The sequence below is a fragment of the Corynebacterium rouxii genome (assembly GCF_902702935.1).
GTDB classification, from domain to species: domain Bacteria; phylum Actinomycetota; class Actinomycetes; order Mycobacteriales; family Mycobacteriaceae; genus Corynebacterium; species Corynebacterium rouxii.
Genome location: NZ_LR738855.1, coordinates 223,893 through 235,910, shown reverse-complemented (window position 1 = coordinate 235,910; position 12,018 = coordinate 223,893). Strand labels below are relative to the sequence as shown.

At 55.8% G+C, this 12,018-nt stretch carries 8 protein-coding genes, 2 tRNA genes, 1 other RNA gene and 1 pseudogene; 2 read left to right on the top strand and 10 right to left on the bottom strand.

Going from position 1 to position 12,018, the window contains the following annotated elements; genetic code table 11:
- Positions 1–64: 64 nt before the first annotated feature.
- Positions 65–161: signal recognition particle sRNA small type (ffs, locus tag CIP100161_RS01305), an RNA gene on the bottom strand.
- Positions 162–292: 131 nt separating this feature from the next.
- Here ffs and CIP100161_RS01300 point away from each other — a divergent pair.
- Positions 293–378 (top strand) — tRNA-Ser (locus CIP100161_RS01300).
- Between the two features lie 20 nt (positions 379–398).
- Here CIP100161_RS01300 and CIP100161_RS01295 read toward each other — a convergent pair.
- From CIP100161_RS01295 to CIP100161_RS01275, 5 genes are all read right to left on the bottom strand, one after another.
- The gene (locus CIP100161_RS01295; RefSeq protein ID WP_155871297.1) at positions 399–632 is read right to left on the bottom strand and encodes a hypothetical protein; all 234 of its coding nucleotides are present in this window, start codon (positions 630–632) and stop codon (positions 399–401) included.
- Between the two features lie 132 nt (positions 633–764).
- The gene (gene gluQRS, locus CIP100161_RS01290; protein WP_155871295.1) at positions 765–1,658 is read right to left on the bottom strand and encodes a tRNA glutamyl-Q(34) synthetase GluQRS; all 894 of its coding nucleotides are present in this window, start codon (positions 1,656–1,658) and stop codon (positions 765–767) included.
- Between the two features lie 10 nt (positions 1,659–1,668).
- Positions 1,669–2,961: a tRNA guanosine(34) transglycosylase Tgt gene (tgt, locus tag CIP100161_RS01285; RefSeq protein ID WP_155871293.1), complete on the bottom strand. Its 1,293-nt coding sequence runs from the start codon at positions 2,959–2,961 to the stop codon at positions 1,669–1,671.
- 141 nt (positions 2,962–3,102) lie between these two features.
- On the bottom strand, positions 3,103–5,988 hold the full coding sequence (locus CIP100161_RS01280) for a hypothetical protein (RefSeq protein ID WP_155871291.1): 2,886 nt from the start codon (positions 5,986–5,988) through the stop codon (positions 3,103–3,105).
- 543 nt (positions 5,989–6,531) lie between these two features.
- Positions 6,532–8,889 (bottom strand): MMPL family transporter, encoded by a 2,358-nt coding sequence (locus CIP100161_RS01275; RefSeq protein WP_155871289.1) that lies wholly within the window; start codon positions 8,887–8,889, stop codon positions 6,532–6,534.
- A 119-nt stretch (positions 8,890–9,008) separates the two neighbouring features.
- Here CIP100161_RS01275 and CIP100161_RS01270 point away from each other — a divergent pair, with 119 nt between their 5' ends.
- Positions 9,009–10,241, top strand: coding sequence for an amino acid permease (locus CIP100161_RS01270; RefSeq protein ID WP_155871287.1), 1,233 nt, complete (start codon positions 9,009–9,011; stop codon positions 10,239–10,241).
- Between the two features lie 285 nt (positions 10,242–10,526).
- Here the strand turns inward: CIP100161_RS01270 and CIP100161_RS12410 are convergent.
- From CIP100161_RS12410 to CIP100161_RS01240, 4 genes and pseudogenes are all read right to left on the bottom strand, one after another.
- A pseudogene (locus tag CIP100161_RS12410) lies at positions 10,527–10,696 on the bottom strand (helix-turn-helix domain-containing protein); the annotation flags it as partial.
- A gap of 185 nt (positions 10,697–10,881) precedes the next feature.
- Positions 10,882–10,972, bottom strand: a tRNA-Ser gene (locus tag CIP100161_RS01250).
- Positions 10,973–11,046: 74 nt separating this feature from the next.
- Positions 11,047–11,532, bottom strand: a complete 486-nt coding sequence (locus tag CIP100161_RS01245; RefSeq protein ID WP_155871285.1) for a nucleoside deaminase — start codon at positions 11,530–11,532, stop codon at positions 11,047–11,049.
- The gene (locus CIP100161_RS01240) at positions 11,529–11,981 is read right to left on the bottom strand and encodes a tRNA adenosine deaminase-associated protein (RefSeq protein ID WP_155871283.1); all 453 of its coding nucleotides are present in this window, start codon (positions 11,979–11,981) and stop codon (positions 11,529–11,531) included. Before CIP100161_RS01240 ends, CIP100161_RS01245 begins: the two co-directional genes overlap by 4 nt.
- Positions 11,982–12,018: the final 37 nt, after the last annotated feature.

Here is a 12,018-nt window from a genome sequence, read left to right as displayed (position 1 = left end):
CCAACGACTTTAGACAAGGCATCGCTCAATGAGTACCCCCAAACCACCTGACACCCCCAAAAATATCAAGGGGACTCCGCACACCCGCTAGAGCCCACTGACCCTTGCTGCATTCCTGCCCTGGGGGAGTTCATGGGATACGCGCCATGCGAAGTCCTGACCCCTAGCCTAACGGAACCCCCACCGTGGAGCAATTCCACCAACCACACTCCGCATCTTCCTGCGGATTTGCTTGATCCACTGAAGCGTGTGTATTGTTTGCGAAGTAACACGGCATGCCCGTGCATACGCTGGAGGATTCGACTAGCGGCCTATGTCACACGCCTGGAACGCGTGCGGGTTTCACGACCCTCGTGGGTTCAAATCCCACATCCTCCGCAAGCAGCAACCGGTGTTCTCTACTGAGAACGCCGGTTGTTTTTGTTTTCTGGGGTTTGGGTGCGCTGCGGTTGCTCGGTTTTCTGCGCGCACTTTCCGCACATGTTTTTCGCCTCCTCGAACTCACGAACACAAAAACCGCAGGACAGGATTTGAGCGAGATTTTCGCGCGCTTGGTTTTTCGTGTTCTTGAGTTCGAGGAGGCGGATGCAGGCGGGCAAGTCCGGACCGATCCCACACCACAGCACCCCCACCCCACATATACTTTAGAAATGACTAATTTTAGTGTGGTGGATGAGCAGCTGCGGCGGTGTCGGAGGTGATTGAGGGTTTGGTGAATAATCTAATGTATGTGTATGCATGCATATTCCACACTCATATGAGACTTATACCTCCTTATGGAATGCAAAAATCCACGGTTGTTGCGAGAGCCTATCGGGATCGAATTGTTCGAGCATGCCAGGCAGAGTGTGGGCGCTTAGCCCCAAAGACTCAGCCACGCGCGGCAGAATGTCGGGCGTCTCGCGCATGGTCACGGCACCGTCGCGTTTAGCCAGACGCTGCCCCGCCGTGTTGAGTACCAGCGGCACATGCACATAGGTCGGAGCTGGCACGCCGAGGAGATGGGCTAGGTAGGCCTGGCGCGGCGCGGAGGTGAGCAGGTCGCTGCCGCGAACCACTTGGTCGATACCATCGGCGGCATCGTCGACAACGACAGCAAGATTGTAGGCCCAGTCCGGTTGTTGGCCGCCGCGCCGCAGGATCATGTCGTCTACGTCGCCCAGCACGTCCCCCGCGTAGTAGTCGCGGACGTGCCACGTGGGGACGTCGGCACGCAAGCGCAGCGCTGGGACCCTCCCCTGCCTGGCCAATGCTTGACGACGCTCCTCCCGCTGCTCTTCAGTTAAGTTTCGGCACGTGCCGGGGTACTGCCCTGGGATGGTGTGCGGCGCACGGGAGGCCTCTTGAATGTCCTTGCGGGAGCAGTAGCACTCATAGTGCGGAAGGCTGCGCAACGCCTGCTCATAGCGGTCAAAGTTGTTGTGCTGGTAAGTGGGTTCGGCATCCCAATCCATCCCCAGCGCGCGGAGGTCCTCCAGCTGGCGGGCGGCGGATTCCATGGAAGAACGCTGCGTGTCCACATCCTCTACACGGATAAGGAAGCGACGGCCAGTGTGGCGAGCAAACAGCCACGCCAGCACGGCGGTGCGCACGTTGCCAAAGTGAAGATCCCCGCTTGGACTTGGCGCATAGCGCCCTGCTCCCTGAAAAGAACCCATAGCTTGCGTGTTAAACCCCGTAGATCATTCCTCCGGAGCGCCCAGCTGCTGCTGGGCCTCCTTTGCTTGCGTAGTAGCGGCCGAGGAATTCATCACGGTAGGCCTCAAAGTCGCCGTTATCGATGGCGCTGCGAATGTTGTCTACCAGCTGGATCATAAAGGCCACATTGTGCATTGTGCACAATGTTCCACCGAGAAATTCCTTGGCCTTGAACAAGTGGTGGATGTAGGCGCGGGAGTACTCGGCGATGGGGCCGCCGAATTCCTCGTCTACTTGGCGGAAGTCGCGCTTGAAGCGGGCTGCGGTGAGGTTCACGCGTCCGTCGAGGGTGTACACACCGCCGCGGCGGCCGAGACGGGTGGGGGCAACGCAGTCGAAGGTATCGGCACCTGCCTCGATGGCGGTGAAGAGGTCGTCTGGCTCGCTGATTCCTAGCAGGTGGCGTGGTTTGTGCTGCGGGATTTCGTCGCAAACCCAACCCACGATGGTTCCTAGGTTTTCCTTTTCTAATGCGCCACCGATGCCGAAGCCACCGAAGCCGCGTCGTCCGTTATCTTCTGCCTCTTTGTCTAGGTCAAGCAGGCCACGAACTGCTTGACGACGCAGGTCCTCGTACTGGGCACCTTGGACAACACCCCACAGAGACTGCAGTGGTTTTCCTTCGCGTTCACGAGTGAGGCGGTCGTGTTCGATGAGGCAGCGGCGTGCCCAGCGGTGAGTGCGTTCGACGGAGCTTTCTTGGTACTGGCGGGTGTCTACTAGCGTGGTCAGTTCATCGAAAGCAAAGATGATATCAGCACCTAGCTGGTGTTGGATCTGCATGCTGACTTCTGGGGTGAAGCGGTGGCGGGAGCCGTCGATAACGCTACGGAAGTCCACGCCATCTTCGTCGACCTGCGCATAGCGGTCTTTTTTGGGTGCGCGAATGTCGCCCTCTACGAGCCCCGCGGTGTCCATGGCGAGTACCTTTTTAAAGCCAACGCCAAGGCTCATTACCTGAAATCCGCCGGAATCGGTGTAGGTGGGGCCGTTCCAGTTCTCAAACGCAGACACGCCGCCGGCCTCGTCGACAATGTCGGGGCCTGGTTGCAGGTAGAGGTGATAAGCGTTGGAGAGGATCGCCTGCGCGCCGGTGTCACGAATTTGCTGTGGGGTGAGGGTTTTCACCGTTGCCTTAGTGGCCACAGGGATGAACGCCGGGGTGTTGATGTCTCCATGAGGGGTGTGGATTACACCAGTACGGCCGTGGCGGCCCGGCGCGTCGTCCAGCTCGGTACGAAGCTCAAAAGTCATGTCAGTCATAGGGTGAAATTCTAGCTTGTTGCACGTAGGCAAGCATTTTCAGGGCGTCCACAGTGCAGAATGGATGCAAAAAACCACACCAAATCACTCGAACTATGGCCTAGGAGCAAATTTGGTGTGGAGTTTTAATGCGCAAGGATGTTACTTAGCGCGGCGTGCGATGCCAGCGCTGAGCAAACCGCCAACCAACAGTGCGCAGATGATCGTCATGATAAACAAGCTGGAGTTGGTACGGGCGTTTTGAGCGTTGTTCTGAATGTCAGCTTGAGTTACATCAGCAGCTAGGGTAGTCCCACTACTCTTGGTCTCTGTACCGCCTTGGTTCACCTCGAAAGCGCGAGTTTGAGGAGCATTTGTTTCCTGCTTCTCAGCGTCTCCAGATACCGTGTTATCTACAGCAGCCGCACGGACCACCGTAGAAGCAGCATTACCGTGTGCCACTGCGTGAGGAATAACAGCCTGCTGCTGCGCTACCACGCTCGAATTAACTGGGGTAGCCGCCTGGAACGTCAGTGATGACATCGAAGGTACAAAAGGTAGGGAAGAAATAAACTGTGCCAGCGGAACAAACAGAATTGGAGCAAAGCTTGACATCGAACCGAAGCCATTGAAAGCAGAGGAACTTGAACCCTCGACACCAGCCCAGAGGCGGTTGATGAAGCTGTTGCTGGAGGTACCATCGTTGCCAACAGTACTGCCGCTACCCGTTGATACATTGCCCGTCTCAACCGGCTTGCCACTCTTCAAAGCCTCAAGCAGACGCTGACGCGCTCCTTCGAAGCTAGCCTTCTTTACATCGAAGTCCTTCTCAGCACCATCAAGAGTACCAGTAGCTTGGTCCTTATCGTCGGTGATCTTCTTCAGAAGATCTTCCTTCTCCTTAAGGTGGCGCTTGATAAGGCTGATGTATTCCTCAGGAGAGATGGTTGCGTTCAGGGTCAGGTTGGCATTGTCAATGTCATCCTTTGCCTTCTCGGCGATCTTCTCAAATTCCTTCCAAGCTTCCTCGGCAGCCTCGTAAGCAGCCTTCTTCTCCTCTACCTCTTTCTGGGCAGCAGCAATGTCATTCTGCTTGCCGGTCTTCTTAGCTTCAGCCAACTTGTGTTCTGCAGCCTTGAAAGCATCTTGAGCAGCACCTACTTTACGCTGCTCCTCTGGGCGAACGAACATCTGCAAGGTGAAGGAACGGATAGCAAGCACACGGGTGATCTTTGCTGCCTTCTTCTCACCGTCTTCTTGCGCAATAGCTTCTTCCATGCGCTTGAGCAGTGCTTTATTTTCCTCGTGAGCAACAAGTGCATCAGCGTACTTAGCCAGAGCTTCTTCTGCAGGGTTTTCTGCATCCGTCACGCTGGTCTGAGCACCCTTGAAAGCACTGTGTGCAGAGAGCATCTGAGAGTATAGTTCCTTCAAAGCTGGGTCATGCTCGATCATGCCCTTTTGCTCAGGGGTTAGACCTGGAAGATCGTCGACAGCAAAGCGTGCAGAACGCAGCGCAGCCTTCAGCTCAGACTGGAACTGCTTCTCCACCTCCATAAGCTTCTTGCCCTGCTCATGCAGGTTAGAATTAACTGTCTTGAACTTGGCGCGAGAATCAACGGCTTCCTTACGCAGCTTGTCGTAACCGACCTTCTCACGGGCAATGAAGGCATCAAGGAGCTGGCTGTACGCCTTGATTGCTTCCAAGCGATCCGCGTGCTCCTTGTCCACACCATTTTCAATGTCGGCAATGATGCGGTTCACTTCAAGGCGGTGCTCCTTATAAATACGGTACTTAGCGTGAGAATCCAAGTGCTTCTGCAGGGCTTCCTCAGCAGGAGTATGCACAGGCGCAAGCTCAGCAAACTTAGCATTAAGAGCTTTGAACAGCTCATGACGCTCATCATCAAGCTTCTTCAAGTTCTCGCGCTTGCTCATGAACTCAGCAGCGTCTTTGTCCAGTTCTTTCAAAACCGGCATAGCAAAGACATTGTCATTCCGCTCTTCAGCAGCGTTCTCCAAAACATCTTGATACAGCTTGTTAGCTTGCTTAAAGGTGTGTACTTGGAGCTTGAAGTTATCGCGTCCGTGGTTGAACGCCTTGGTTTCCTTGTTCACAACCTCGTCAAGCTTAAGAAGCTCATCGTGGTTCTTGGTGATCTTCTGGATCAGATCATTCACATGCTGGTAATAATACTGGTTACCAGTCAGGTTTGCCCAGTAGATGCTGCGGTTCAGATCGCGCAAATCTTTGATCTGCCCCTTGCGCTTATCAAAGAAATCTTTGTCAGCATCCAGCACAGGGATTTGCAAGCGAGCCATACGCTCTTGGCGTTTGACCAACTTCTCATGAGCCTCAAGACGGTTCTTGTGCAATTGACCAACAACACGGTCGTTTTCAATGAATTCGTCTTCGAGGACGCTGCGCTCTTCCACCACAGGAATGACTGGGAGACGCTGAGCTGCTTTTTCGTGCTCTGGGTAACGAGCAACGATTGGCTTTTCCTCTACCTTCGGCAGACCGTTTGGAACTTCTGGACGCGTTGGAGGCAGTGGTGGTGCTGGAGGTGGAGTCACACTGTTACCGGTAGCACCCGGTAGTGGTGGCGGAGGTGGAATAGATGCAGACTCTGGAGCACCTGGCAGCGGAGGCGCTGGGGGAACAGAGTTCTCAGTTGGCTGCGCCACACTTGGCAGTGGCGGTGGAGCTGGAATATCAGAAGCCGATGTTTCAGATCTAGGCCCTTTAGGTGCCGGCAGCGGCGGAGCCGGGGGAGCAGGCGGCGCACCGTTAGTACCTGCAAGCGGAAGCGGGTCAGTACCTGTAAGTCCGCTTGGCGCTGAAGCTGACTCAGTGGCGCCCTCAGAGGCAGAAGCCCCAGCAGCCACAGTCAGAGCAGTCGTCTCAGCAGCGGGAGCCTCAGCAGCTCCACTAGTAGTGGCATCAGTAGTGTGGGGCTCAGCTTCTTCTGCAGCAACCACGTTGGTTGGCAAGACGGAGGCTGCGGCGACTAGGGAGATGACGGCTGTGGGTAGTTTTCTCATCATGTTCCTTTCTCTGCTCGGTGTCGATCTCTACTAGGGCATTCCAGAATTCTTTAGGAGGGAAAAACCCTGTGAATTGCACAGGTTTTCAGTTTCCTAGACTTGAATTCGAAATTCATCGAAAAGAAACATACAACAACACTTATCTAAAATTAAAAATCAGATAAACAGACAGCTCGCCCTCGTTCCCTATAGAGTGCTCCAGAACACACAAAAAGTGCATAATGCATGCATATAACGCCTATTTACTTGATGATAATTTCTTAATATTAAATAAACGGCGAACATTACACCTAGGCCCACAATGGACACAAACCAAAATCGGAAACTTTCAAACACCGTGCAAGCTTTTTCAATAAGACTCCGCCCGTCCCCCTTTAAAAAAATTACGCAACGGAGAAAATTCCACCCAAGACCCAATCCATCAAGGGAGGTTAATACCCGTTTTTGCCATAGCCCTACACTGTGGGTGCAAAATTCTTACCGACTACACATTCGGGGGTAAGAGTTGCAAATTGCATGGCCCCTTATTGCCAGCAGCTTTCATTAAGCCAATTGCGATGTCGATCGTTTTTCTAGAGACGTGCCCTCCACATCGAGACGAGGCAGGATTTTATCCAGCCAATGTGGTATGTACCACGTTTGCCTACCAAGAAGGAACATTGCTGCCGGAACGAACGCCATGCGGATGAAAAAGGCGTCGAAAAGCACCCCGGCACCCAGGGCAAAACCGAAGATTTTAATAAACGGAATCGGCTGACCAATGAAGGCCACGAACACCGCAATCATGATCAGCGCAGCAGCTGTGACCACACGGACACTAGAGGCGAAGCCCTCCACTATCGATTCTTCGATGGCGTTGTAGCGGCTGGTGGCGTCGATACGCCCACGCACGAAACGCTCCCGCATCGCCGACACCAAGAACACCTGATAGTCCATAGCAAGACCAAAGCACACGCCGATAAGAAAGATCGGCATAAACGCAATGATCGGGGTGGGAGTATCCACAAGCCCCCACAGGCCCTCTTGCCAAAACAGCACAGTCACACCAAACGCCGCGCCCACAGAGAGCAAAAAGCCCACACCCGCGACCACCGGCACCCAAATACTGCGGAACACGATCATCAGCAACAGCACCGCAAGGCCCACCACAATGCCAAGATACAGCGGCATCACGCCCGCCAGACGGTTGGTCACATCCTGCTGCACAGGGATCAGGCCCGTAATACCGGAGCGGATGCCGGTCGCGTTATTCACCTCGTCCTGTTTGATCAGGAGGGCGTCGATAAGCTGTTTGGTCACATCATCTTCTGGCGACGACTCCGGCGTGAGCAACAACTGCGCCGCCAGACCGTCCTGCGACAGACCCACGATCTGCACATGTTTTACATCCGGAGTAACCGAATACTTCTGGATAATGTACTGATACGCCGCGTTCGCCGCCGCTTGCTTGCGCTCCCCCGACGCCGGATTCTGCGCGCGAATCAGCGGCTCCAAAATCGCCGCATTCTCATCCACCGAATGCGCATCCGCCACCACCAAAAACGGCGAATTAATACCAGGGCCAAAACCCTCCGCCATGATCTCAGCCTGTTTGCGCTGCGTAGAGCTATAATTCGCCTGCGTATCGGAGGGCAGAGACAAGTGCAGCTGCAACGCGGGCAACGTCAACGCACCCAGCGTTACGACGCTCACCGCGATCACCGCACCCGGCGCGCGGTGCACCAACTCCACCCACTTGCGCCCCAACGTGCGGGCTGGCGACGTCCGCTGCTTCCGACGCAACCGCACCGCAAAGGCCTTATCCCCTAACGCCCCCAACAGCGCCGGCACCATCGTCAGCGCGATCAGCACCGCAATGAACACCGTGAACGCCGCAGCAAGACCCATGTAGGTGAGGAACGGAATATTAGCCACCGCCAAGGCCACCAGGGCAATGATCACCGTAAGACCTGCGAACACGACCGCCGACCCCGCAGTGCCTACCGCCATGCCGGCGGCTTGCTCCTTGTCCATGTGCAGGAGCTCGCGGCGGTAGCGGAACATGATAAACAGTGAGTAGTCGATACCCACCGCAAGGCCCAGCATCACCGCCAGCACCGGGGTGACGTTATTCAGGGATACCCACGCGGTAGCCAGCGTGATCGACAGCGAACCAATGCCCACGCCGATCACAGCAATGAGCAGTGGAAGACCAGCGGCCACCAAGGAACCAAAAGTAAAGATCAAAATGATCGCTGCGATGGCCACACCGATGATCTCTGAAGTTTCTTCAATCACGATCGGATCACCAAAACCAGCACCACCGGCCTCGACGGTAAGACCCTTCTCGCGGCCTAAGTTCATGGCATCGGTGATCGCCTGGCGTTGCGCATCGCTGACGTCCGCAGGCATAGGCACATCAATGTCAAAAGTGGTGTAACCGATCGTCTCATCGGGGGTAATCAGGGCTAAGTTGGCTGCGTCGGCACGCGCGTTTTCCTCCGGCACACCACGCTGTGTCATCAAATCCACAACACCCTGCTGCAACTTCGGACTCAAATCCACCGGATTGCCAAAACGCTGCGTATTAGTTAGACCCTCAAGATTATCTTGGATCGCCTGCACCACACTATCCACGGCAGCCTTGTTCTCCGGCTCGGCCAGCGTGTGCCCCTCAGGTGCCTTAAACACCACATTCACACCCGTACTCTTCAACGGATTGCGCTGCTCAGGGAAGTTTTCCAGATAAATCTCCGTCGCCGTCTTCGCAGGAGTGTTATTGATAGTAAACAGATCATTAAACCCTGCCTGGAACGCAGCAGCTGCACCACCCACAGCCGCAAGCACAACAAGCCACGTGACAATCACAAACCACTTGGCCCGAAATGACCACGCGCCAACACGGTATAAAAAGGCGGCCACGACGATGATCTCCTTAAACCACAAGGGAACGAGAAATAGTCTTCCAGTGTAGACCGTGATTAGGATTTAACGCCGTACACCAAATTTCTGTCAGCCTATTGACTTATGAGGAGCATCCCATGGCCGCACACCAGAGTATGAACACCAAGTGGACCATCACACTCTTCGGCACAGCAGTAGGCGCCGGCATCCTCTTCCTGCCCATCTCCGCAGGAAGCTTCGGATTCATCCCACTCCTCGTGGCCACCATCCTCATCGGCCCCATGACCTACCTAGCGCACCGCGCCTTCTCCTGGATGATGAGCCACTCCCCACTCATCGGTGAAGACGTCCTCGCCGTACTCACCGACTTCTTCGGCCGCCGCGCCGGCATCCTCCTCGCCGCCATCTACTGGTTCACCATCTTCCCTGTCGTGCTCATCTACGGCGTATCCATCACCAACACCGTAGACAGCTTCATAGTCAACCAACTCGACGGCCCCAACATCAGCCGCTGGATCCTCGCCCCCGCCTGCGTCGGCCTTATGACACTCGCCCTCGCATTCGGCAACAAAATCATGCTCACCATCGCCCAATTCGTGGTCTACCCCCTCATCCTGGCGCTAGCCGCAGTCTCCATCTACCTCATCCCCCAATGGGACGTCGCATCTTTCCTCACAAGCGGCGACCACAACATCTGGGGCATCATCGGCGCCATCATCCTCATCCTCCCCGTCCTCGTCTTCGCCTTCAGCTACGTCGCAGCACTCTCCCAATTCTGCCTCAGCATGCAAAAACACTACGGCGAAACAACCGACAAACACACCGAAAAAGTCATCCGCAACACCACCATCCTGCTCACCGCCTTCACCATGTTCTTCGTCTGGTCCTCCGCACTCGCCATGGGAGCCGACGGCATGAAAGCAGCACACGAACACAACCTCCCCGTCCTCTCCTACTTTGCCAACGTCACCGGCACCCCATTCATGGCCTACATGGCCCCCATCGTGGTCATCTGCGCCGTCGCCTCCTCCTACTTCGGCCACGCACTCGGCACCATCGAAGGCACCCAATACCTCTTCAACCTCGCAGCACCCACCACTACCCAACGACTCAACCCCCGCACCCTCGACCTGTGGACCTACCTCTTCATCTTCATCACCACCTCCCTCGTCGGCGTATTCAACCCCTCCATCCTCAACATGATCACCCTAGTCGGAGGCATCTTCTTCACCTTTATCACCTATCTCCTCCCCATGATCGTGGTTCACAAAGTAGACGCACTCGCACAATTCCGAGGCCGGCCCACCAACTACTTCGTATCCATCATGGGACTCATCGTCCTCGGCGCCACGATCTGGGGGATGGTGTAGGCGTTTCGGGGCGTTTCGGCTGGACTCGGGGCGGAATGAGTAGTTCGTGCCAAATTAAACCGTTTCTAATATCTCCGACCTGCGGAAACGCCGAGGAAGCCAAAAAGTTTTGGCACGAACTACTCACTTGGTTGCTAAGCCCCACCGTAATGCTGGGAGCCACAGGCTACACCGCGCTCACACGAGGCATCTCAGTGGTCTACGCCTTGCCCGAAGGATAGGCAACCTCGGCAACCTATGGAATCGGCCTAGTCTTCTTCGGAACGCTGATCATGGTGGCACGATTACTTTGGTGGCCTCTAGTTTTCCATCCTCAATGAGTTTCACAACTGTTGAACGCGATACCCCTAATCACTCAGCCGCTTGTTGAGCAGTAACCAGTGGATAGTCACTGCTTTTCCGCTAGCGAGAGCTTCAACGGTTCGCACAAGAATCTCGTAGAGTTCCTTGGGTATTCGTTCTGGGCGGCATTTCTCGGTCAAGTGAGTAGTTCGTGCCAAATTAAACCGTTTCTAATATCTCCGACCTGCGGAAACGCCGCAGAGGCCAAAAAGTTTTGGCACGAACTACTCACTTGACCCATCGCCCGCCCCTAAGCGCAACAAAACCCCAGCTCAATCAAGAACCGGGGTTTTGCACTTGGCGGTAGCGGCGGGATTTGAACCCGCGGTTGGGGGTTACCCAACATTCGCTTTCGAGGCGAACACCTTCGGCCGCTCGGACACGCTACCGCGAATCAGAATAGCGAATATCGCAGCAGCAAAGCAAACCACGGTACAAACCAGCCTCATTAAACCAGCCTCGCTTACGCTTCGGTGCGCAGTTCTTCGAAGAAGTTTGTCATGAGTGCGGCACATTCGGTTTCGAGGATGCCGCCGCGGACTTGCACGGTGTGGAGGACGGCGGGGTCGCGGACTACGTCGAAGGCAGAGCCGCAGGCGCCGGTTTTGGGTTCGTAGGCTCCGAAGATGATGTGTCCGATTCGGGAGCCGACGAGGGCTCCGGCGCACATGGTGCAGGGTTCGAGGGTGACTGCGAGGGTGCAGTCGGTGAGGCGCCAGCCGTCGCCACGCTTGGTGCAGGCTTGGGTGATGGCCATGATTTCGGCGTGGCCGAGGGGGTTGTGGTCGGTTTCGCGGCGGTTGGTGCCGCGGCCGAGGATGGTGCCGTCGGGGCCGTAGATGATGGCTCCGACGGGGATGTCGGCAGGTGGTGTGGTGCGTGCGAGGGTGATGGCTTCGCGCATCATGGCTTCGGCGCGCACCACGTTGTGCTGCGGGGGCAGTGTCATAGGGCTTGTTCGAGTTCGTCGTCGAATCCGAGTTCTTCGGCGATGCGTTGGAGTTGTTCGGAGGCCCACCAGTCGGTTTCGTCGGTGATGATGCTCATGACTTGTTCGCTGAGGCCGAGGTCGGCGAGGATGTCGAAGTCTCCCTCCGCATAGGGGGTGTCTTCGGGGTCGGGTTGGTCGGCGTCGAGTTCGTCGAGGATTTCGGCGGCGAAGTCATCTTCGGTGGCGGCGGTGGCGTCGGAGATGAGTAGTTTCACACCTTGGGGTGTGGGGCGGACGAGGACGAAGTAGTCGTCTTCTATGCTGAGCATGGCAAATGCTGCGCCTTCGGTTCTGAGTGTTCGTACGGCGTTAATGGAGCGCTTCAATGAGGAGTAATCGTCCTTGAAGGTGCGCACTTGCCATGTGGCGTTGACGCGGGCAACCGTCACAGCGAAATCTGACTTCATACCGCATAACCGTAGTCGGGTATGTAAGACTTGTCAG